Genomic DNA, 22,893 nt, shown 5'->3' with positions numbered 1-22,893 from the left:
TATAGGTACGATTGATGAATGCTGGATGTCACCCGGCTCCGCGTCCTGCTGGCCGTCGCCCGCACCGGCTCGCTCACCGCAGCCGCCCGCGAGCTGCACTACGCCCAGCCGTCCGTCAGCCATCACCTCGCCCGGCTGGAGGCCGAGACCGGCGCCAAGCTGATCCAGCGCGCCGGGCGCGGCATCCGGCTCACCGAAGCCGGCCGGCTGCTTGCCGAGCGGGCCGGCGACATCGTGGGGCGGCTCGACGCGGCGGCCGAGGAGCTGGCCGCGCACGTCGGGCTGCACGCGGGCCGGGTCCGGCTGGCCGCCTTCCCCTCCGCGCTCGGCACGTTCATCCCCGAGGCCGCCGCCCGGCTGCGCAAGGCGCATCCCGGGCTGCGGCTCGAACTCACCGAGACCGAGCCGCCCGAGGCGCTCAGGCTGCTGCGCGCGGGGCGGGTCGACGTCGCGGTCATGTTCCGGTACGACGACACCGCGCCGGAGGACCCCGGCCTCCAGATGATCCACCTGTGGGACGACCCCAGCTACCTGATCACCCAAGGCGCCCAGGAAGGCGACGAGGACGACGAGGCCGGGCTGGCCGCGCACGCGGGAGCCTCGTGGATCGCCGGGTGCGACCGCTGCCGGAGCCACCTGCTCGACATGTGCGACAAGGCCGGGTTCGAGCCGCGCATCTCGTTCACCAGCGACGACATCGTGGCCGTGCAGGCGCTGGTGGCCGCCGGGATCGGCATCACCGTCCTGCCGGGGCTGGCGCTGCGCGCGCACCGCCACCCGGCCGTGACCGCGCGCCGCATCCCGGGCTCGACCAGGCACGTGTACGCCGCCGTCTACGGCGCTCCCCCGCACCCCCCGGCCACCGGGGCGCTGCTCGCCGCCCTGCCGGAAAGCCTTTGACGGCCTTCTTACGATGGCCGCATGCCCGAACTCAGCACGCTCGTCCTCTTCTCTGCCGCCACCCTGGCGATCATGCTCGTCCCCGGGCCGGCGGTGCTCTTCATCGTCACGCGCAGCGTCGCCCAGGGCAGGGCGGCGGGCCTGGTGTCGGTGCTCGGCGTGCACGCGGGATCGGCGGTCCACGTGGTCGCCGCCGCCCTCGGCCTCAGCGCCCTGCTCGCCGCCTCGGCGACCGCCTTCACGATCGTCAAGTGGGCCGGCGTCGCCTACCTCGTCTGGCTCGGGCTCCGCAAGCTGCTGACGCGGGAGGCCGCCGGCGACGACCCGGTGGAGCTGCCGGAGCAGTCGAAGCGGCGGATGTTCTGGGAAGGGCTCGTGGTCAACGTGCTCAACCCGAAGACGGCGATCTTCTTCCTGGCGTTCCTGCCGCCGTTCACCGATCCCGCCGCCGGGCCCGTCGCGCCGCAGATCCTGGTCCTCGGCCTGGTCTGGATGGCGATCGGGATGGTCTCCGACGGCGGGTACGCGGTGCTGTCGTCGGTGCTGGCCACCCGCGTGCGCCAGTCGGTGCGGGCCCGGCGGCGGATCGACATCGGCAGCGGGCTGGTCTACTTGGGGCTGGCGGCCTGGCTCACGGGGGAGAAGGCCTAACAAGCCCGGAAATTTCGTGGCCGTAGTGCGATAGTGAGCTGGTGGCGGAATTATCCCTGAGGCCGGACGCCGCACAGGGCATTCCAGGACGCGGCGACTAGGCGGGGGCCATGGACAGGCCACCACGCGGTTCCCAAAACGAACGGGTCGCCTCCCAGCGCGTCGTCGAGGTGCACTCGGGTCATGACGACCTGGCCGGTGCGACCGGCTCCGGATACGTGGTCGGCCCCGGCCTGGTGCTGACCTCGGCCTACCTGGTGGACCCTGCCGCGCCTTGTCACGTGCGCGGGGACGGGGCGCGGGCGGCGGCCGAGCCGGTGTGGCGCGGCTCCGGCTCCCTGGCCGCGACCCTGCTCCGCGTCACGGACCCCGGACCCTGGACGGAACCTCCCGGAACGGTCCGATGGGGCCGGATCACGGGCGACGAGGCGCCATGCGTCGTACGAGGCCGCGCGGCCGTGCCCGGGGCCGGGGTGGTGCCGGGCGCGGCGGGCGCTGAGGCCGGGACAGTGCCGGCGGTGGCGGGCGCGGGGGTCGGGGTGGTGCCCGTCTCTCTGAGGGTCGAGCTCGCCGGTCCGCCGCCCCGGACCCTCGCGGGCGCGGCGGTGCTGGCCGAGCCCACGGGTCAGCTCGTCGGCGTGCTCGTCTGCTGGTACGAGGACGGCCGGGCGGACGTCGTACCGGCCGAGGCGCTGCTGCTGGACGACGACTTCCGCGCCTGGGCCGGGGGTTCGCCCGGGGTGCTGGAGGACGTGTCCGGGGACGAGCGGGTCGTCCTGCTGCCCGAGCTGCTGGAGCCGGTCGCGGTGCAGCCGCCGGAGGACTGCCCGGACTGGTCGCTGCCCGCGGCCCGGCACGCGGTGGTGCCGTTCGTCGGCCGGAAAGCGGAGCTGGCGGCGCTGCGGACCTGGGCGGCCGGGCCCGAGCCGGTGTCGGCCGCGCTGGTCACCGGGCCGGGCGGAGCCGGGAAGAGCAGGCTGGCGGTGGAGCTGGGCGAGGAGCTCGCGGCGGCCGGGTGGGACACCGGGCTGCTTACCGAGGCGTCCCTCGTGGGGCCGCTCTCGGATCCGGCGGTCAGGCTCGACGCGCTCCGGCCCACCCTGCTGGTGCTCGACTTCCCGGAGCCGTCGGCGGCGCTCGCCGCCGAGCTGGCGCGCCGCCTGGCCGGGCACCGGCACAACCCGCGCGTGCGCCTGCTGCTGGTGGCCCGCGCCTCGGCGGGCGCCGCCCCGCCGTCCGCCGCCTGGTGGCGCCGGCTGGACACTGCTGCAGGCGGCCGGCTCAAGCGCCTCGTCCACACGACGATCCGGCTGGAGGATCACCCGCTGACCCTGCCGGAGCGCGCCGAGCACGCCGCCGCCGCCATCCGCGCCTTCGCCGCGCGGTCCCGTCAAGGTGACGAGGCAGGTGGTGGACTCGACCGGATCCGCCCGTTTCCGCTGGACGATCCCTTGTACGCGGTGCCGCTGCGGGTTCACCTGGCGGCGCTCATGCGGGTGCGCGGGCACGAGGCAGGGCCGGGCAACGAGCTGATCCACCGCTTCCTGGGCCGGGAGCGGGAGCGCTGGTCCCGTTCGCCGGGAGCGCCGGACGCCGGGGTGGCCGAGGCCTCTGTGGCGCTGGCTCTGCTGGTCGCGCCGTCGCCCGGTGAACTGGGGGCGCTGTTGTCGGTCGTACCCGGGCTGAAGGCGGAGCGGCGGGCCGACGTGGCCGGGTGGGTGAGCGGGCTGCTGCCGCCGCCCGGCGCGCCCGGGGTGCCTGACGGGGTGGTCGGTCAGCTCCTGGAAGAGACGGCGGGACTGGAGTCCCTGGTGACCGCCGCGCACGATCATCCGGGGCGGACGGCGGCGCACCTGGCGCGGATGCTCGACGTGCTGCGGGTGGGCGCGGATCACCCGCGGGTACGGGCCGCGCTGCGGTCACTGGTCGTGCACCGGCTGGACCGGATGCTGGTCGAGGCCGCCATGGGGCCGGGCGAGCAGCTCGTCGACCGGATCGACGCGGTGCTGCGGCTGCTGGCGGGCGAGCCGGAGGTGGCGGCGGCGGTGGCGGCGCTGCCGCCGTGGCAGGCGGGACACCACGGGGTCAGGGCGTTGAAGGTGACGCTGGCCGAGATGCTGGTGGAGCGTCGGCGGGGCGGGAAACGGGCCGATCTGGCCACGGCGCTGTCCACGTCGTCGGCGTGTCTCGCGGCGGTGGGGAGGCTGCCGGAGGCGGTCGCGGCGGCGCGGCAGGCGGCCGACATCTTCGCCGCCGCTCCCCCGTACGAGCAGGCGGAAGGGCACGCGGAGGCGCTGTTCAACCAGGCGGCGTGCCTGCTGCTGTCGGAGGTTCCGGAGGTGGCCCAGAGGCCGGCGCGGGAGGCGGTGGCGCGGTTCGGGATCCTGGCGGAGGAGGATCCCCGGTACGCGGCGCACGCGGAGCGGGCGCGGTACAACCTGGCGTGCGCGCTGGCGGGGGCGGGGCGGTTACGGGAGGCGGTGGCCGGGTTCGTGGCCGCGGGCGGGGACGCGCTGCTGGCCGAGGACGTGACAGCGGTCCTCACCGTACTCCCCGGCGGGGCTTCTCCCCCTGCGCGTACCGGCTTCTTCGCGGGTGCGGGGTCGTACGGCGGGGCGGTGGAGCCGTTGGGGCCGTTGGGGCCGCTCGACGAGCTGGACGAGGGGCGGTTGCTCGGGCTGGGGGCCCGGCTGGCGGTCATGGCCGCCGAGGCGGTGCGCGGCGTGGCGGTGACGGACCAGGAGGTGTGCCGGCGGCTGTACCGGCTGGGGGTGCGGCTGGACCGTCAGGGGCGGGGCGAGGCGGCCGTGGTGGTCGCCGGTGAGGCGGTCGTCCGGCTGCGCGGGATCGCGGCGGAGGAGCCGGGGCTGCGTGCGGTGCTGGCCGCGGCGGCAGGGCTGGTGTCGCGGGTGCACGCGGAGCGGGGCGAGCTGGAGGCCGCGGTACGGGGCGCCGAGGAGGCGGTGGACAACCTGCGGGCGCTGGTGGTCCTGGAACCGGGGCGGCACCGGCGGGACCTGGCCGGGCGGCTGTCCGAGCTGGGCGAGTACCTGCTGCTCCGCCGCCGGTCGTGGGCGGCGGCGGAGGTGCTGCGTGAGGCCGTGTGGGTGGCGGGCGGGCTCGGTGACGGCCACGCCCGCCTGGTCGCGGGGTGCCGTCGGCTGCTCGGGGTGTGCCTGGTGGAGCTGGGGCGGCTGGACGACGCGCTGGCCCAGTTCGAGGCGGCGGCCGGGCTGCTCGGGGAGCTGGACGAGGAGGACGCGGCGCTGCGACGGGACGTCGAGGGGTGGGTACGCCGGACCCTGACCCTGCTGGGCCGGCGGGCGGCCTTCCCGGCACCGCCGCCCGGCCTGGGCGTCGGCGCGCGGATGCGGGGTGGGTTGTCGCTGGCCGGCATGGCGGTGCGGCCCGGGGAGAGTGTGGAGCGGGCCGAGCAGGCGCTGGCGGTGCTGACGGCGAACGGGGCTGACGGGGCGGCCGACGGGGCGGAGCGGTGGTTGCCGGCCGCCTGCGCGCTGACCGGCCTGGGGCGCTGGGCGGAGGCGGAGGAGATCGCCGGGCGGGTGGTCGAGCAGGTGCGGGAGCCGCTGCAGGTGGCGGTGGCGCTCCGGGTGCTGGCGGGGGCGCGGTTCGCCCGGGGGGACTTCGGCGGGGCGTCGGAGGCGGCCGGCGCGGCGGTCCGGGCGCTGCCGGAGGAGGCCACGGTGCCCAGGCGGTTGCTGGCCGGGACGTGCCTGCAACTGCGTGGACTGTGCCGGGCGCACTTGGACGACGACGAGCGGGCGGGCCTGGACCTGGTGCGGGGCACCACGCTGATCGCGGGGCTGCTGGACGAGCACGGGCCGCTGGACCCGGAGCTGGCCGGCACGCACCTGCTCGCCCTGCTGGCCCTCGGCGAGCTGCAGCGCGATCCCGCGCCGTTCCTGGCCAGGGCGCTGGAGGTCAGGCCGGTGCCGCCGCCGGAGGCGGTGCGCGCCCTGCTGGACGAGCTCGCCGACCATCTGGACGGCCCGGCGGACGGTGACCTGCTGGGGCCGCTGACCGCGTTCGCCGAGGCGTTCATCCGTGAGGTGCCGGTCGGGGCGGAGCCCGGGTTGCACGAGTCGCTGGGCGAGTGCCTGGAGCGGTACGCGGCGCTCACCGGCGAGGCGGCGGCGGCCGAGGCTGCGGTGCGGGTGTTCGAGGGGCCGGCGACGACCGGCGAGGGGTACCGGGAGCGGCTGGGCGGAGCGTTCGCCGTGCTGGCCGGGATCGAGCACGAGCAGGCCCGCCCGGTGCTCGCCACCCTGGAGCGGGCCGCGGACCTGCTGGCCGGCTCGTCCCAGGGGGCGGCCTTGGCGTCGACGCTGGCGCTCTACGGCGACACGCTGCTGGCCGCGCGCCGCCCCGTGGAGGCGCTGGCCCAGCTGGAGCGGGCCGCCGACCTGTGTGACGAGCTGGACGAGCCCGGCGTCGCCGCGATGGCCTACGCCGGTCTGGGGGCGGCGCTGGCCGCGCTGGACCGGCCGCAGGCCGCGCTGGAGGCCGTCGCGTGGTCGGCGGCCGAGCAGGAGCGGATGCCGCGGGGCCGGGCGGCGGCGCGGGCCAGGGCGGACGAGGTGCGCGGGCTGGTGCTGCGCCGCATGGGCAGGAGGCGGGAGGCGCTGGCCCATCTGGTGGAGGCGGTCGACCAGCATCGAACGCTTCCCCGTACCCCCGCGCGGCGGTTGGCGGTGGCCGAGGTGGCGGTGGTGATCGTGGACGACCTGCTGGCGGACGGCCGGGCGGACGAGGCGGTCGAGTACGCGCTGCTGGCCGTGGACGGGTACGCGGGGTGCCCGCCGGCCCGGCTCAAGCACGCGCTGGCCAAGCAGCGGCTGGTCCGCTGCCATCTGATGTGCGGCGCGCTGGGCGAGGCGGCCCCGCTGGTGGAGGAGCTGATCGTGGACGCCCGGCGGGCCACCGGCGACTTGACCTACCGGGCGGTGCTCGCCGACTCGCTGGCGCAGAGCGCGGAGCTCCTCACCATGCTGCACCTGGACGACGGGCCGAAGGCGGAGGCCAGGGCGCGGGAGGCGATCGGGCTGTACGACGAGCTGATCGCGGCGGGGGTGGCCGCCGAGGGCGTGCACGCCGGCCGGGCGGGGGCGAACCTGTCGCTGGCGGCGGCGCTGGCGGCGCAGGAGCGGTACGAGGACGAGGTGGCGCCGCTGCGTGAGGCGGTGTCGGCGCTGGAGCGGTACGCGCCGGGCGATCCGCTGCTGGGCGGCCATCTGGCCAGGGCGCTGCTCATGCTGGGCGACGCGCTGATGGCGGCGGGCCGGGCGCCGGAGGCGAGCGCGGTGCTGCACCGCGGCACGCGGGTGATCGGCGACGGCTACCTGAGCGTGCTGGCGCACTACCAGCTCGGCCTGTGCGAGCTGCGGCTGGGCCGCGACGAGGCGGCCGACGCGGCGTTGCGCGCGGCGGACGGCAGGCTGCGCGAGCTGCTCGGCGAGGAGGAGGACGAGGAGCTGGTGGAGATGCACCGCGACGTGCTGCGCGCCCGGCTGGAGCTGCACGAGCGCGCGGGCCGGGCGGGCGAGGTCGCGCTGGTCGAGCGCGACCTCATCGATCTGCGCTGGTTCAGACCTCGCTAGCCTCGCCGGCCAGCACCGTGTCCCTGGCCCATCGGTAGTCGGCCTTGCCGGCCGGTGAGCGCTGCACGCGGTCCACGAACGCGTACGAGCGGGGCACCTTGTAGCCCGACAGCTGCTCCCTGCAGTGGGCGTCGAGCTCGTCGCCGGTGACGTCCAGGCCGGGCCTGGGCTCGACCACGGCGGCGACCCGGCTGCCCCACCGCTCGTCAGGCACCCCGGTGACGACCGCGTCGAACACCGCCGGGTGCCCCTTGAGCACGGCCTCCACCTCCTCGGGGAACACCTTCTCGCCGCCGGTGTTGATGCACTGCGAGCCGCGCCCGTACACGGTGATCGTGCCGTCTTCCTCGACGGTGGCCAGGTCGCCGGTGAGCAGCCAGCGGGTGCCGTCCTCGGTGGTGACGAAGGTGCGGGCGGTCTTGTCCGGGTCGTTGTAGTAGCCGAAGGCGATGCGGCCGGCCTTGGCGACGGTGCCGAGGTCGCCGGAGCCGGGCCGGACGGGGTGCAGGCGATCGTCGAGCACGACCAGCCTGGCGTGCGGGTTGGGCCGGTAGCGCAGGCCGGTCTCGGGGCGGGCGCCGTCGACCCCGTCGGCGGTGTAGCCGGCCTCGGTGGAGCCGAAGCTGTCGCGGATCAGCACGTTGGGCAGGAGTTCCTGCAGCCGGTCGCGTACGGTGCCGCTGAGGATCGCGCCGGTCGAGCTGAGCACGAACAGCGACGACACGTCGTAGGAGCCCTTCTCCAGCGCCTCGGCGAGCGGCCTGGCCATGGCGTCGCCGGTGATGTTCATGGTGAGCACCCGCTCCCGCGCGACGGCCCGCCACACCTCGTCGGCGTCGAACGTGGGCACGTACACCATCGTCGCGCCCATGAAGAAGGTGATGAAGGTGCCCATCTGGGCGGCGCCGTGCATGAGGGGCGCGGCGGCCATCATCGCGAACGGGCTGCCCTTGACGGCCTCGTCGATCACCTCCTGCGGGCTGGTGCGCGGCTCGCCGGTGGGGTTGCCGGCCCCGAAGGCCATGAACAGGTCCTCGACGTGCCACATGGCGCCCTTGGGCATGCCGGTGGTGCCGCCGGTGTAGATGATGTAGACGTCCCTTCCGGACCGCGGCCCGAACCCGCGCTCGGGGCTGCCGTCGTTCAGGGCTTCCGCGTACGGGATCGCGCCCGGGATCCCCGGCGGCCCGTTGACCGCGATGAGGTGGCCCAGCTCGGGGGCCTGGCCGGCGACGGCGGCCACCCGCGACTCGAACTCGACGTCGTACAGCAGCGCCCTGATGTCGGAGTCGCGGTAGAGGTAGAGCAGCTCGGCCGCCACGTACCGGTAGTTGACGTTGACCGGGACGGCGCGGAGCTTGAGCGCTGCCAGGAGGCCGGCCACGTACTCGACCCCGTTGTACAGGTGGATGCCGACGTGGTCGCCGGGGCCGATGCCGCGGGATTCCAGGTGGTGGGCGAGCCGGTTGGCCTCGGCGTCGAGTTCGGCGTAGGTGCGGCGGTCCGTGCCGCAGACCACCGCGGTCCGGTCCCCGACCGCGTCCGCCAGCCCTTCGAACAAGTCAGCGTGGTTGAACTCCATCAGGCTTCTCCCGTCCGACGATCCACATGGCGAAGAACTGCGCTCCGCCCCCGTACGCGTGCCCGAGCGCCAGGCGTGCCCCGTCCACCTGGTGCTCGCCCGCCATGCCGCGCACCTGCAGCGCGGCCTCGGCGAACCTGATCAGTCCTGACGCCCCGATCGGGTTGCTGGACAGCACCCCGCCGGAGGGGTTCCACGGGATGTCCCCGTCGAGCGCGGTGGCCCCGGACTCGGTGACCTTCCATCCCTCGCCCTCGGCGGCGAAGCCAAGGTTCTCCAGCCACATCGGCTCGTACCAGGAGAACGGCACGTACACCTCGGCCACGTCGATCTGGCGGCGCGGGTCGGTGATGCCGGCCTGCCGGTAGACGTCGGCCGCGCAGTCCTTGCCGGCCTGCGGGCTCACGGTGTCGCGGCCGGCCCTGAAGAGCGGCTCGGAGCGCATGGCGGCGCCGTGCACCCAGGCCGGGGTGCCGGTGGCGGCCCGTTCGGACGAGAGCACGATCGCGCAGGCGCCGTCGCTGGACGGGCACGACTCCAGGTAGCGGATCGGCTCCCACAGCATGGGCGTGGACTCGACCATCGCCCGGTCGATGCCGGGGATGCGCAGGTGCGCGTAGGGGTTCTTGAGCGCGTTGAGCCGGTCCTTGACGGCGACGAGCACGCCGATGTGGCCGGGGGCGCCGCTCCTGCGCATGTACTCCCTGATGTGCGGGGCGAAGTAGCCGCCCGCGCCGACGACGAGCGAGGAGCTGAACGGCAGGTGGGTGGAGAGCGCCCAGGTGGCGTTGGACTCCGACTGCTTCTCGTACCCGACGACCAGCACCCGCTCGTGCACCCCGCCCTGGACGAGCCCGGCGCCGACGAGCGCGGTGGAGCCGCCGACGCTGCCCGCGGTGTGTACGCGCATCATCGGCTTGCCCGCGGCGCCGAGCGCGTCGGCGAGGTAGGCCTCGGGCATCATGACGCCTTCGAACAGGTCGGGCGCCTTGCCGATGACGACGGCGTCGATGTCCTTGAACGTCAGCCCGGCGTCGTCCAGCGCCCGCAGCGCCGCCTCGCGCACCAGGCCGGCGATCGACACGTCCCTGCGCTTGGTCGTGTAGTGCGTCTGCCCGACGCCGATCACGGCGCAGCGCTCAGCCATTCAGGCCTCCAGTACGGTGACGAGGTTGTGCTGCAGGCAGGGGCCGCTCGCCGCGTGGCCGACGGTGCGGCGGGCGGCGCCGTCGTGGATGCGGCGGGCGGCCTCCCCGATGCGGATGAGGCCGGTGGCCATGACGGGGTTGGCGGCCAGCGGCCCGCCGGACGGGTTGATCACCGTGTCGGCCGGCAGTTCCAGGGCGCGGCGCAGGATCGGTTCCTCGTGCGCGAACTGGGTGTGCAGCTCGGCCACGTCGACCGGCCCCTTGCCCACCCCGGCGGCGCGTCCGGCGTCGGCCGCCGACGGCGACCGGCCGAGGTCGCGCAGGCCGAGGTAGTGCGGTTCGATGCGGTGCGCGATGCCGGCGATCCAGGCGGGGTTGGCGCACAGCTCGCGGGCCCGGTCGCCGGCGGCGAGCACCACGGCCGCCGCCCCGTCGGTGACGGGCGCGACGTCCGACTCCTTCAGCGGCTCGACCGCCCACCCGCCGGGCAGCTCGTCCGGCAGGTCCAGCGCGTAGGGGTTGCGCCTGCCGTCGGCGCGGCTGCGGCGCGCGATCGCGTCCAGCTCGTCCCGCCCGGCGCCGAGCGCCGCCGCCTGCAGCGCCGCGTACGAGAGCTGGTCCAGCCCGAGCGGCGCCAGATAGTACGGGTCGAGCTGCAGCGTCATGATGGACCGCAGGTCGCCCTGGCTGGACTTGCCGAACCCGTACACCAGCGCGGTGTCCACGTCGCCGTGCTGGAGCCGGACCCACGCCTCGTACAGGGCCCAGGCGCCGTCCATCTCCACGTGGCTCTCCGAGATCGGCGGCCAGGCGCCGACCGCGTCCAGCGCGGAGACGAACGAGAACGGCGCGCCGGCCAGGTAGTCGCAGCTTCCCGAGCAGGTGAAGCCGAACCGGCCGAGCCCGGTGCGCGCCTTGACCTCCTCGATCACGGGCAGGATCAGCTCGGGCTCGGACAGGCCGGTGTCGTGGCCGGTGTGCCGGGTCTGGGCGAAGGCGACGATGGCCACCTGTCTCATTCACAGCTCCACATCGGGTTCGCCGGTGGGCGCGAACCACCGGATGTTCGCCATGGACGCGGTCCGCTCGCTCTCGGGCACCCACTCGGCCTTCACCCGCATGCCTTGCCGCACCTCGTGCGCGGGGATCCCGCCGACGAGCGCGATCACCGGCACGTCGGAGCCGTCGAGGAGCACGTACGCGGAGACGAAGGGCACCTCGGGGGCGCGCGGGTCGGGCAGGTTGTTGATCGCGAACGTGGTGATCGTCCCGGTGTCGGGCAGTTCGACCTGCTCGCCGATCGCGATGCCGCACTGGGGGCAGGACAGACGGTACGGGACGTACACCTGGCCGCAGCTCGCGCACCGCCCGCCGATGAAGACGCCGCGCCTGATCCCTTCCAGGAAGACGCGGAGCGCGCCGCCGGCCTGGAGCGTGTACGGGGTGCGGACGGGCGAGACGATCCTGGTGACCTCGGGGGCGAAGCAGGAGATGTCGGTGATGTGGCCGGAGCGTTCGCCGCGCCACACCGGCCACACCCGGGTGCCGGGCGCGACCGCCTTGGGGTTGCCCGCGTCCACGGCGTGCACGAGCGCGGTGTCGGCGCCGTCCAGCTTGATCAGGGCCCAGGCGAAGGGCCGGTCCAGCGGGTGCTCGGGCCGCGGCTCGGCCACCCAGGCGCACGCGGTGACGGTCCCGGCCGGGCCGACCTCGACGTACTCGCCGGTCACCGGGTCGCCGGTCGCGGGGTCGTACTCCAGCGGGGGGACGAGCACCCGGCCCTCGGCGGTGCGCGCCCCGACGATCCGGCCGGCGCGCAGCTCGGTCAGGAACCGGCCGATCACCGGCCCGGTCGATCGGGTGTAGCCACCGGGGAACTCCAGCACGTGCTCCGCGGTCAGCGGATCGGACATGCACCCTCCTGGGCGGTCAGATGGCTCGGTCGCGGCCCTCCCAGTACGGGGCGCGCAGCTTGCGTTTGAGCAGCTTGCCGTTGGGCTCGCGGGGCATCTCGGCGATGAAGTCGATCGACCGGGGCCACTTCATCCTGGCCAGGCGGCCCTCCAGCGAGGCGAGAATCTCGGCGGCCAGCTCGGGGCCCGGGTCGGCGCCGGGCGCGGGCTCGACGACGGCCTTGATCTGCTCGCCCCACTCGTCGTCGGGGACACCGAACACGGCGACGTCGGCGACCTTCGGGTGGATCATGATCTCGTTCTCGATCTCGGCGGGGTAGATGTTCGCCCCGCCGGAGATGATCATGTCCGCCTTGCGGTCGCAGAGGAACAGGAAGCCGTCCTCGTCCAGGTAGCCGATGTCGCCGACGGTGAAGAAGTCCTTGAGCCGGTTCTCCTCGGTCTTGGCCGGGTCGCCCTTGTACTCGAAGGAGGCGCCCATCATCTTCATGTAGATCGTGCCGGGGGTGCCGGTGGGCACCGGTTCGCCGGACTCGTCGGCGATGAGCAGCTCGGTGATGGGCCAGGCGTTGCCGACCGTGCCGGGGTGCGCCTTCCAGTCGGCGGGCGTGGCCAGGGTGCCGCCGCCCTCGGTGGCCGCGTAGTACTCGTACACGACGTCGCCCCACCACCGGAGCATGTCCCATTTCACCGGTACGGGACAGGGCGCGGCGGCGTGGATCATCCAGCGCAGGGACGACAGGTCGTAGGCGTTCCTGGTCTCCTCGGGCAGCGTGAGCAGGCGCTTGAAGTGGGTGGGCACCAGGTGGGAGCTGGTGACGCGGTGGCGTTCGCAGAGCCGGAGCATCTCCTCGGCGTCCCACCGGTCCATGTAGACGACGGTGTGGCCCAGGTGCAGGGCCGTGCCGCCGAACTGGCTGACGGCGGTGTGGTAGCTGGGCGAGGTGACCAGGTGGGCGTTGGGCTGCCCCGGGGTGATGCCGAACAGGGCGAGCAGGAAGGTCATCAGCTCCGCGTTGTCGTCCGGGTCGAGGCCGGGCAGCGAGCGGCGCACGCCCTTGGGGCGGCCGGTGGTGCCGGAGGTGTAGTGCATGGTCGCGCCCGCGGTGCGGTCGCCGGGCAGGGTGTCCGGCTGCCCGGCGGTGAGCTCGTCCAGCGGCCGGAACCCCGGCAGGTCCCCGACGGCGAAGCGCCGCTCGGGGGCGACGGCGTCGGCCGCGCGCACCGCCTCGGCCGCGTACCTGGGGTGCGCGACGAACGCCTTGGCCTCGCTGTCGGCCAGGATGTACGCGATCTCCGGCCCGGTCAGGTGCCAGTTGATCGGCGTGTAGTACCAGCCGGCCTGGAGGGCGGCCAGGTAGAGCACGAGCCCGTCGGCGCCGTTGGGCACCAGCCCGCAGAAGCCGTCGCCGGCCCGCAGCCCGAGAGCGCGCAGTCCGTGGACGAGACGGTTCGACCGGGCCAGCAGATCACCGGCCCGGTGCTCGGTGCCGTCAGGGTCCACGGCCGCGATCCAGCCGGGGTCCGCCTGCGCCAGCCGCCAGAAGCCGAGCGTGCCCATCGGTACTCCTCACCAGGTGTTAAGAGGCCCCGAACCAGGCGAAATAAGAACAGGTTCTCATTTCTTTCGGGCAGCGTAACCCGCGGCTATGGTGTGAGCAAGCGCTTGATCCAAGGAGGAGTGAGTGGAGCTTCTGCCCATCAGCACCCCCCACTGCCGCGTGGAACGCGACCACCACGTGGTGATCGTCACCATGAACCGTCCCGAGGCCCGCAACGCGCTCTCCTCCGACATGCTCATCGGCATGGCGAGCGCCTGGGCGTACGTGTCGGCCGAGCCGGACGTCAGGGTGGCGATCCTGACGGGCGCGGCGGGCACGTTCTGCTCCGGCGCCGACCTCAAGGCGATGGCCACGCCCCCGTCGGACCCCGAGGTCGCGGCGCGCGGCGAGCGGATCGCGAACTACCACTGGAAGGGCCTGCTCCGCGAGGACCTGCCCACCAAGCCGGTGATCAGCGCCGTCGAGGGCTACGCGGTGGCGGGCGGCACCGAGCTGCTGGTCGGCACCGACCTGCGGGTGGTGGCGGAGTCGGCCACGCTCGGTCTGTTCGAGGCCAGGCGGGCGCTGTTCCCGATGGGCGGCAGCGCCGTCCGCCTGCCGCGCCAGATCCCGTACTGCCACGCGATGGACCTCCTCCTCACGGGCCGGTCGGTCACCGCCGCCGAGGCGCTGGCGATGGGCCTGGTCAACCGGGTGGTCCCCGACGGCACGGCGCTGGAGACCGCCCGCGAGCTGGCCGCGAGCGTGGCGGCCGCCGGGCCGCTGGCGGTCCAGGCGATCCTGCGCACCTACCGCGACACCCAGGGCCTCGCGGAGCCGGAGGCGCTGAAGGTGTCGGACGAGCTGGGCTGGCCGGTGATCGGGTCGGAGGACGCCAAGGAGGGCACCCGCGCCTTCCGCGAGAAACGCCCCCCGACCTACCGGGGTCATTAGTCGCGGGTGATGCCTTCGAGGCGTTCGAGGGCTTCGGCGAACTCCTCGACCAGGGAGTAGACGACGTCCTTGGTCGAGCGGACCTGGTTGGTGATGCCGATGATCTGGCCCGCGGGGAACGTGGCCAGCTCGGCGGCGTCGGAGCGGCCGATGCGCCGCAGCGCGTCGGAGACCAGCATGAACTGCAGCGGCATCGGCAGCGTGCCGGGCGACTCCTGCGACTCCCACGCGTCGGTCCACTCGTTCTTGAGCAGCCGGGCGGGCTTGCCCGTCCAGCTGCGCGAGCGGACGGTGTCGCGGGAGGTGGCGGCGAGGATGCGCTGCCGGGCCATCTCGGGGGTGTCGGCCTCCTCGACCGTCAGCCAGAGCGAGCCGGTCCAGACGCCTTCGGCGCCCAGCGCCATGCCCGCGGCCATCTGGCGGCCGTTGCCGATGCCGCCGGCCGCCAGCACCGGCACGTCCACGGCGTCCACCACCTGCGGGATGAGCACCATGGTGGAGATCTCGCCGGTGTGTCCGCCCGCCTCGGTGCCCTGCGCCACCACCACGTCCACGCCCACCTCGACCTGCTTGAGCGCGTGCCGGGGGGTGGAGGCGAGCGCGGCGACCTTGACGCCGTGCGCGTGCGCCTGCTCGACGACGTCGGCTGGCGGCGGGCCGAGCGCGTTGGCCAGCAGCGCGATCGGGTGCCGGAGCGCGACCTCCACCTGGGGCCGGGCGGTGGCGTCGGTCCAGCCGAGCAGGACCCGGCCGGCGTCGGCGTCCTGCGACAGGGCCGGCACGTCGTGCGCGGCCAGCAGGTTCTCGACGAACTGCCGGTGCCCTTCCGGGATCATCGCCTGGAGGCGGCCGACGAGTTCCTCCGCCGGGAAGTCGGCGCCCTCGTAGGAGGCCGGCATGACGACGTCCACCCCGTACGGCTTGCCGTCCACGTGGTCGTCGATCCAGACGAGCTCCCGTTCGAGCTCTTCCGGGGTGAAGTAGAGGGCGCCCAGGACGCCCATTCCGCCTGCCTTGCTGACAGCGGCCACCACGTCGCGGCAGTGGCTGAACGCGAAGATCGGTAGGTCGATTCCGAACATGTCCGTCACACGGGTCCGCATGTCCCGACGATACGACCACGACCCTCGAACTGCAACGTGTTCTACCAGAAGACCTTTCGCTTGTACTGGCGAGTAACTTAAATTGAGAACACGTTTCAATTTGCTCTTGTAACGGTCCCGGGTAAAAGAAAAGGGCCCGCACGGCGGCGGGCCCTGGAGGAAAGCGGGGTCAGGCGGGGCGGCGGCGGGCGAGCACCACGCCGGCCAGCATGAGCGCGATGCCCACGATGAGCAGGACCAGCGGGATCGTGTTGCGCAGCAGGTTGATCTGGCTCTTGGCCGACTCGGCGTTGTCCACCAGCTGGTTCACCGTCTGGTCGGTCATCTTGGCGGTGGCGATCAGGGCCGCGGCGCGCTCGATGCCGTCCTGCGACTTGAGCACCTCGTGCCGCTGCACCTCCTGCTTGACCGGGGAGCCGGTGACGGGCTCGATCCAGAAGGTGGTCTTGCCGTCGTACCAGCGGTCGATCTGCACGTCACCGGTCACGTCGGTGATGCCCACGATGTTGGCCGGGATCGTCTGCGTGGAGGTCTTGGTGGCCGGCACGATCTGCTCGAACACGTACGTGTCGAGGCCGTTGACCTTCTCCTCGCGCACGAACGCGGCGTCGAAGGCCTGCTTGGCGGTGGAGTTGAAGACCTTGTACGTCTTCTTCTCCACGTCGAACGGCCACTTGTAGATCTGGCCCTCCAGCTGGACCGGCGCCTTGGCGATGTTCACGCCGCAGCAGTTCACGGCCTCGCCGGTGTACTTGTTGAAGGCGCTGCGCCGGTCGGTGATGTCCACCGACCTGCGGTTGTTGGTCACGTCGTTGACCACCGTGGCCTCGTCCCAGACGACCCGGTCGCCAGTGGCGTCCTTCACGTCACCGCGGGTGGTGACGATGATCTCGAGGTCGGCGTTGAGCACCTTGAGGTCCTGGCGCGAGAAGTACTGCGCGCCCTTCGCCTCCAGGTGCGAGATGCCGAACTGGTTCGCGGGCGCGGAGATGATCTGCCCCGCCGCCCAGAATTTCAACAGCGGCGCGAGCGCGATGAAAAACGCGCCGAGCCCGATGAGGACGAGCGTTGAAATACGACCCATCGAGACCTCGCAAAATTAGAACGTGTTGTCGTCTGTTTCGTGCGACCTGGAACAAAGTATGACAGCGAGTGATCGACGTCACCCGCCCACCGGGAGCCGCAACCAAATCGATAGAAACATGTTCTATCGTGGTTTCGGCTACCAGACCCGGAGGGTGAGAGCACTGAAGAGAGACGCCGCTCTCGACGGCATCCGCGCCCTGGCCGCGCTCGGCGTATGGCTGCTCCACGTGGCCAGCAACACCGGCGTGATGTACGGCGAGGGCATGTACGCCTGGCTGCTGTCCCGCCTCGGGATGGCGGTGCCGGTCTTCTTCCTGCTGTCGGGCTTGCTGCTGTACCGGCCGTGGGCGAAGGCCGCCGTCGAGGGCGCCCCGCGCCCCGCCGCCGGGCTCTACCTGTGGCGGCGGGCGCTGCGCGTGCTGCCGGTCTACTGGCTGGTGGTCTCGCTGGCCCTGTGGGCCTGGACCCCGCTCGACTGGACCGGCTGGCTCGCCTGGCTGCTCCTGCTGCAGAACTACTTCCCCGGCATGAACAACGCCGAGGGCCTCTACCAGATGTGGACGCTGCCCATCGAGATGGCGTTCTACCTGGTGCTGCCACTGCTGGCCTGGGCGCTGCACCGGTGGGCGGTCAGGGGCGGCGGCAACGTGCCGGTCCGGCTGCTCGGCGGCATCGCGGTGCTGCCGGTGATCTCGATCGCCACCGTGGTCGTCTCCCGGCTGCTGGAGGTGCCGGAGCTGGCGCTCTGGCTGCCGTACCACCTGGTCTACTTCGCCTGCGGCATGGCGATGGCCGTGCTGTCGGTCTGGCTCGGCGGCAGCCGGCTGATCGGCTCCCTCGCGCCCCAGCTCCTGGTGCTCGCCCTGCTGCTGTACGCGGTGCTCTCCACGCCGCTGGCCGGCCCGCGCACGCTCACCCTGCCGACCCTCGGGGAGTCCCTGATCAGGATGACCCTGGAGGCGTCCGTGGCCGTCCTCGCGGTGGCGCCGTTCGCGCTCGCGCCCGACCCCGGCTCGCTGCGTCACCGGCTGCTCGGCAACCCGGTCGCCGCCTACCTGGGCCGCATCTCCTACAGCTTCTTCCTGTGGCACGCCCCGGTCATCACGCTGCACCGGCAGATCACCGGCGACCCGCCGTTCACCGGCGACTTCGCCAGCCTGGCGGTGGTGTCGTTCGTCGTGTCGCTGCTGCTCAGCATCGCGAGCTATCACCTGATCGAACATGTCGCCCTCACGCTCGGCCGGCGCCGGTCAGCACCTGCTCGGCCGCCGGAATCCCCGGCTCCGCAGCCGGTGGCTCCCGCCGTGTGACGAGCTGCCCGACCAGCGCGCCCACCGCCCCGCAGGCGAGGAGCTGCGGCACCTGGTCCAGCAGGAGTCCCAGGTCGACGCCGTACCGGCGCAGGACCAGACCGGCGGCCTGGGCCCCGGCGGCGGCGCAGAACAGCACGGCCGTCAGCCAGTAAGCGCCCTTCCAGCGCCCGCGCGCCAGCAGCGCCAGCGCACCCGTGGCGACCAGGACGAGCATGCCGGGCGTGCCCGCGAACCAGTAGCCGAACGCCAGCCCCGCCACCACCGCGTACGGCGCCCGCCACTGCGACAGCCGCGACGCGTCGGCCGGCGCGGTGGCGCGCACGTGCTCGGGGCGCGGGCCGAGCGGCACCAGGGAGAGCAGGGCCAGCAGCGCGATCCCGCCCAGCCCCGCGGCGAGCGCGAACCAGTAGGTCCGGTCGGGCACGTACTCCAGCCGCACCACGCCCGACGTGCCGGCGGGCAGCTGCCAGGCCTGCTTCCAGCCGTCGATCCTGACCGGGCGCAGCGTGCGCTCGCCGAGCGTGGCCCGCCAGCCGGCGTTGAAGTTCTCGGCGACCACCAGGAAGGCGTCCTCGGGGGCGCTGACGTGCACCTCGCGCACGGACTGCGTCCAGGAGCCGGCCGACGCGGCGGCCTCCGCCTCACGTGAGGTCCCCGGCAGGGCGCCCACGGTCAGGTTCTCCACCTGGAACCGCTCCCACCCGGCCACCCTGAGCCGGTTGCCGCCCTCCCGCAGCGTCGCCTCCGCGCACCCGGTGATCTGCACCGGCCGCTGTTCCAGCAGGTCGCGGTGGCTGCCGGAGACGCGGGTCTCGATGACCCGGCCGTTCACCTCGACCCGCGGCCCGATGCCGCAGGCCAGGCGGAGCGGGATGTCACCGGGCGTGCTGGCCTTGGCGACGCCGGGGATGCCCAGCTCGGTGACCTGCACGCGCTCCGCGATCGGGAAGAAGCGGACCTTGATCTCGGTGGTGACGATCGGCTCGAAGCTGACGTAACCCTCGTGGTCCACCCGGCCGCCGCGCGAGACGCCGCCGTCGCCGGTGATCACCACGTCGAGCGACTGGGTGTCGCTGCCCGGCCTGCCGACCTGGATGCGGGAGATCTTCTTGCGGCCCTTCCAGGAGACGGTGAGCGCCGGCTCGCGGTCGCCGTCGGCCGGGACCCAGGTGGTGGTCAGGTCGCCGTCGAACGCGGAGCGCGGGGCGGCCACCGCGTCGTCGCTGAACTGCGACGTGCCGGACACCTGGGTCACCGCGCCGCTGACCCGGGTGAACCGGTCGACGAGCGCGCTGTCGCGCAGCACGGCCGAGCCGCGCACCGTGACCGGCCCCGCCTCGTCGGCGGTGAACGTCCGGTCGAGGCCGGTGCTCTCCTCCCCAGTACGGGCGAGCCGCCCGGGATTGCACACCCACCGGTTCAGGCTCCGCATGCACCCGGGCCTGGCGTCCAGGCCGCGGTCCATGACGAACACCGCACCGGAGCCGGGCAGCCTGATCGACCGGCCGGCGGTCACCCCCGGCACGCTGAGCTCGACGATCCCGGCCCGCTGGCCGTAGACCCAGCCGCCGGGCTGGACCGTCACGATCGTGATCCGGATCCACGAGGTCGGTCCCTCGGGCAGGGGCAGCCACTGCGGATCCAGGGTCCTGCTGACCTCGTGCTCCAGGCGGCCCGCCTCGGTCTCCACCGCCACCCGGCCCACCGACTGACCCAGCAGGATCTCGGCGCCGAACATCACCTGGACCCGGGGGATCTCCCGGCGCGCGGGCAGGTCGACCTGGAGCCACTGGCCCTCGGGCGAGCGCCCGCCGTCGGTCTCCCAGCCGGTGCCGACGTCGCCGTCCATCGCCGACCAGGGGCCGCGCGAGGAGTCGCTCACCCCGGCGGGCGCGCCGGCGTCGGCGGCCGAGGAGGAGGCGGTAATACCCGCGATGCCGTGGTACTCGGCCGTGGCGGCGTTCTCCAGCCAGCCCTTCTCCAGCAGGTCCCTGGCGAGCACGCCGGTGAAACCGGCCCGCGCGTCCTCGGTGAGCGTCGGGCTGACGTTGGAGCGCAGCTCGCCGAAGTGCCGCTCGCGCAGGCGGAGCGCGTCGCTCACCACCTGGGGGGCGTCCACGCCGCTCGCGTCGTCGTTCACCAGGATCGGGCCGTCGCCGAGCAGGCCGAGGTCGCCCATGGTGAGCAGCGAGTCCGGGCCGCCGCGCACCCGCAGCGCCTCCCCCGCCGACCGCACGGTCACCAGGTCGTCCGGCTCCGCCACCTCGTACAGCTCGAGCGCGGGGAACGCGGCGTCGAGCGCGTCCACCGCGTCGTCGCCGAACACGTCGCCGACCGGCTCGCCGAACGAGCGCACCTTCTCGATGCCGGGCGACTCGTGCAGCGCCTCGCTGATCCTGGCCGGCCAGGCGCCCTTGAGCTGCTCCCTGAGCAGGTCGTTCCTGGCGAGGACGTAACGGACGCCCATCCGCTTCAGCACCTCGGTCAGCCCGGCAGAGCCGTGCCCGGCCGTCAGCCGCTGGTCGACGGCGTCCAGCAGCCTGCTCATCCCCACCGAGCCGGGCGGGGTGATCTGGCGGGCCGTCCACCGGACGCTGGACAACGGCTGGAGCGGCTCGTCCATCGGCCGGCCCCACACGTACTCGCCGAACGCGGCGCCCGGCACGACCAGCACACCGGCGTCGCCCGCGTTCTCGTCCAGCCAGGCGGCCGCCTGCCGCCAGTGGTCCGGCACCTCCTTGAAGACGCCCGGGTACGCCAGCCCCTGGTTGAACACCGGCAGGACCAGCGCGGCCGACGCGGCCACCGCCACCGCCCGCAGCGGCAGCCTGGCCCGGCCGAGCACGCTCGCCAGCAGGTGCGCCAGGCCGAAGGCGAGCGCGAGCCGGATGAGCGGGTCGAACTTGCGCAGGTTGCGCAGCGGCGCGAGCGGGCCGTCGAGCAGCCACCGGACGGGCTCGGCCACGGCCGGCTCCAGCGCGCTGATGTGCCCGGCGGCCACGGCGGCGGTGCCGACCAGGAAGAGAGAGATCAGGAAGCCCTTGGCGGGCAGGTCACGCCGGGCCAGCCCGGCCAGGCCCAGCGCGGCGATGACGCCGGTGACCGCCACCATCGTGGCGGAGGTGGCGATCGCGTAGCCGGGCGGCTGCTCGAACACGCCGCTCAGCGGCAGGAACCGCACCCAGTCGGAGGCGCCGCGCAGCACGTTGGTCAGCGAGGTGACCTGGGTGGTCGCCGCCGAGGTCTCGGTGTAGGGCAGGAACGAGAACGCGTACCGGCCCACCAGCAGCAGCGGCAGCGACCAGAAGAGGGTGGCCACCGCGACCGCGGCCGTCCACCAGCCGAGCATCCGCCAGCGCGGCACCGGGCGCGGCCGGGTGAGGATGTAGAGGACCGGGGCGACCAGCACGGCCAGCACGGCGACGGCGTTCACCCCGCCGCACAGCGCGACGGCCAGCCCCGACCGGACCGCCGCCCTGGCCCGCTGCCCGGTCTCGGAGGCGGTGAGCAGCGGGATCAGGATCCACGGCAGCATCGCGGCGGGCAGCCACTCGATCGAGATCTCGCCGACGATCGACAACGCGCGCGGGGCCAGCGCGTACGCCAGCGCGCCCGCGATCCTGGTGCCGGGCGTGCCGATGCCGAGCTTGCCGGCCAGCCGCTCCACGCCCAGGAACGCCACGCAGAACAACACAGTCAGCCAGAGCCGCTGGGTGATCCACGGCTCCAGGCCGGCCAGCTCGCCGAGGGCGAAGAAGGGGCCCATCGGGAACAGGTAGCCGGCCGCCTGGTTCTGGAGCTGGCCGAAGTGCTGCAGGTCCCACAGGTGGGTGGCGCGCTCCAGCCAGCCGAGCGGGTTCAGCGCCAGGTCGAGCTTGGTGTCCGGGATGAGGTGGCCAGGCTTGGTGGTGAACGACAGGATCGCGAAGCCGGCGCAGCACAACAGCAGCCAGAACCGGTGCCGGGCTCTCTCCGTCACCGCTCCTCCACGTCCGCACCGCTGATCAACGCCATCAGGCGATCGGCACTGGCGTCCCAGGAGAACCGTCCAGCCCATTTCTGACATTTCATGTTATAGGCGTTCGGACCCTCACGAGTCAGCTCGTCCAGGGCCGCCCCGAGCCCCTTGGCCAGGTCGGCCGCCGGCGAGCCGCCCTCGGGCACCAGCCAGCCCGTCTCCCCGTCCCGTACCGCGTCGCGCAGCCCGTCCACGTCGAACGCGACGGTCGGCACGCCGAGCGCGGCCGCCTCCACCACGCACAATCCCCAGCCCTCACCCTGCGAGGCGCTGACGTGCACCCACGCCGAGGCGAGCAGGCGCGCCTTTTCCTCCTCGGGCAGGTAGCCGTGGAGGGTGACGCCCGCGGGGAGCCGGGCGCGCAGCGCGGCCTCCTCCGGGCCGCGGCCGACGACGTCGACGGCCAGCCCCGGCCACTGCTCCCGGAGCTGCGTCACCGCGTCCAGCAGCAGGTCCACCCGCTTGTGCGCGACCAGCCTGCCGATGCAGACGACGCGCGGCGCCGCGCTCTTGGCGACCCCCGGCGGCGGACCGGCGTTCACCCCGTTGTGCACCACGTGGATCGGGCCGGTCCAGCGCAGCCGCTCGCGCATGGCGCGCACGGTGGACGGCGACACGGCCACGGCGGCGTGCCGGCGATAGGTCCAGCGCGACATCGGCCCCTCCAGGAACCGCCCCACCGCGGCGAGCCACCACGGCAGGTGCACGCCGAACTGCCGGTCGTGCACGTGGTGCACGACCAGCAGAATCCTGGTACGGCGCGACAACACCCAGGGCGTGAAGAACGGGATGCCGTTCTGGCAGTCGAGCACCGCGTCGAACCGGGAGCGCCGGACCAGCAGCCAGAGCAGCACCAGCGGATAGACGGTGAACACCCCGCCCATCCGGTGCACCCGTACCCCGTCACGGGTCTGCGCCCGCGACTGGCCGGGTGCCCGCGCGGTCACAAAGCACACGTCGTGGCCCGCGCGGGCCATCCGGCTCGCCATCTCCCAGGCGTAGGTCTCGGCGCCACCGGAGTCGGGGTGCCAGGGGTCGCGCCAGTTGACGACGGCCACATTCATGG

At 73.5% G+C, this 22,893-nt stretch carries 14 protein-coding genes; 5 read left to right on the top strand and 9 right to left on the bottom strand.

The window, feature by feature from the left end; translation table 11 throughout:
• The first annotated feature begins 18 nt into the window (after nt 1-18).
• From ACGFI7_RS04320 to ACGFI7_RS04310, 3 genes are all read left to right on the top strand, one after another.
• Entirely contained in the window at nt 19-900 is an 882-nt protein-coding gene (locus ACGFI7_RS04320) for a LysR family transcriptional regulator (RefSeq protein ID WP_393398894.1), read from the top strand.
• Between the two features lie 21 nt (nt 901-921).
• Nucleotides 922-1,551: a LysE family translocator gene (locus ACGFI7_RS04315; RefSeq protein ID WP_393398892.1), complete on the top strand. Its 630-nt coding sequence runs from the start codon at nt 922-924 to the stop codon at nt 1,549-1,551.
• Nucleotides 1,552-1,661: 110 nt separating this feature from the next.
• Nucleotides 1,662-7,169: a hypothetical protein gene (locus ACGFI7_RS04310; RefSeq protein ID WP_393398890.1), complete on the top strand. Its 5,508-nt coding sequence runs from the start codon at nt 1,662-1,664 to the stop codon at nt 7,167-7,169.
• Here ACGFI7_RS04310 and ACGFI7_RS04305 read toward each other — a convergent pair.
• The 5 genes from ACGFI7_RS04305 to ACGFI7_RS04285 are packed head-to-tail and all read right to left on the bottom strand — an operon-like array spanning nt 7,156 to nt 13,373.
• A complete protein-coding gene (locus tag ACGFI7_RS04305; RefSeq protein WP_393398888.1) occupies nt 7,156-8,751 on the bottom strand; it encodes an acyl-CoA synthetase in 1,596 nt (531 codons plus the stop codon). The genes ACGFI7_RS04310 and ACGFI7_RS04305 overlap by 14 nt on opposite strands.
• Complete coding sequence (locus ACGFI7_RS04300; RefSeq protein WP_393398886.1) at nt 8,732-9,898, bottom strand: thiolase domain-containing protein; 1,167 nt, start codon at nt 9,896-9,898, stop codon at nt 8,732-8,734. Before ACGFI7_RS04300 ends, ACGFI7_RS04305 begins: the two co-directional genes overlap by 20 nt.
• On the bottom strand, nt 9,899-10,918 hold the full coding sequence (locus tag ACGFI7_RS04295; RefSeq protein ID WP_393398884.1) for a thiolase domain-containing protein: 1,020 nt from the start codon (nt 10,916-10,918) through the stop codon (nt 9,899-9,901).
• Nucleotides 10,919-11,812 (bottom strand): Zn-ribbon domain-containing OB-fold protein, encoded by an 894-nt coding sequence (locus tag ACGFI7_RS04290; protein WP_393398882.1) that lies wholly within the window; start codon nt 11,810-11,812, stop codon nt 10,919-10,921.
• Between the two features lie 16 nt (nt 11,813-11,828).
• The gene (locus ACGFI7_RS04285) at nt 11,829-13,373 is read right to left on the bottom strand and encodes an acyl-CoA synthetase (RefSeq protein WP_393398880.1); all 1,545 of its coding nucleotides are present in this window, start codon (nt 13,371-13,373) and stop codon (nt 11,829-11,831) included.
• A gap of 124 nt (nt 13,374-13,497) precedes the next feature.
• On the opposite strand from ACGFI7_RS04285, the gene ACGFI7_RS04280 reads away from it, so the two are divergent.
• Entirely contained in the window at nt 13,498-14,307 is an 810-nt protein-coding gene (locus ACGFI7_RS04280) for a crotonase/enoyl-CoA hydratase family protein (protein WP_393398878.1), read from the top strand.
• On the opposite strand, the gene ACGFI7_RS04275 is transcribed toward ACGFI7_RS04280, so the two are convergent.
• Together ACGFI7_RS04275 and ACGFI7_RS04270 are read right to left on the bottom strand one after the other, a co-directional pair.
• Entirely contained in the window at nt 14,304-15,410 is a 1,107-nt protein-coding gene (locus ACGFI7_RS04275) for an NAD(P)H-dependent flavin oxidoreductase (protein WP_393398876.1), read from the bottom strand. The genes ACGFI7_RS04280 and ACGFI7_RS04275 overlap by 4 nt on opposite strands.
• A 169-nt stretch (nt 15,411-15,579) precedes the next feature.
• Nucleotides 15,580-16,494 (bottom strand): DUF3068 domain-containing protein, encoded by a 915-nt coding sequence (locus ACGFI7_RS04270; protein WP_393398874.1) that lies wholly within the window; start codon nt 16,492-16,494, stop codon nt 15,580-15,582.
• Nucleotides 16,495-16,648: 154 nt separating this feature from the next.
• Here ACGFI7_RS04270 and ACGFI7_RS04265 point away from each other — a divergent pair, with 154 nt between their 5' ends.
• Nucleotides 16,649-17,806, top strand: a complete 1,158-nt coding sequence (locus ACGFI7_RS04265; protein ID WP_393398872.1) for an acyltransferase family protein — start codon at nt 16,649-16,651, stop codon at nt 17,804-17,806.
• On the opposite strand, the gene ACGFI7_RS04260 is transcribed toward ACGFI7_RS04265, so the two are convergent.
• On the bottom strand, nt 17,727-21,788 hold the full coding sequence (locus tag ACGFI7_RS04260) for an alpha-(1->3)-arabinofuranosyltransferase family protein (protein WP_393398870.1): 4,062 nt from the start codon (nt 21,786-21,788) through the stop codon (nt 17,727-17,729). The two genes, ACGFI7_RS04265 and ACGFI7_RS04260, sit on opposite strands and share 80 nt — an antisense overlap.
• Nucleotides 21,785-22,891: a glycosyltransferase family 4 protein gene (locus ACGFI7_RS04255; RefSeq protein WP_393398868.1), complete on the bottom strand. Its 1,107-nt coding sequence runs from the start codon at nt 22,889-22,891 to the stop codon at nt 21,785-21,787. Before ACGFI7_RS04255 ends, ACGFI7_RS04260 begins: the two co-directional genes overlap by 4 nt.
• Nucleotides 22,892-22,893: the final 2 nt, after the last annotated feature.

The sequence above is a fragment of the Nonomuraea sp. NPDC048826 genome (assembly GCF_043198225.1).
Taxonomy (GTDB): domain Bacteria; phylum Actinomycetota; class Actinomycetes; order Streptosporangiales; family Streptosporangiaceae; genus Nonomuraea.
The sequence above is the reverse complement of the archived record's forward strand: the minus strand, read 5'-3'. Positions and strand labels throughout refer to the sequence as shown.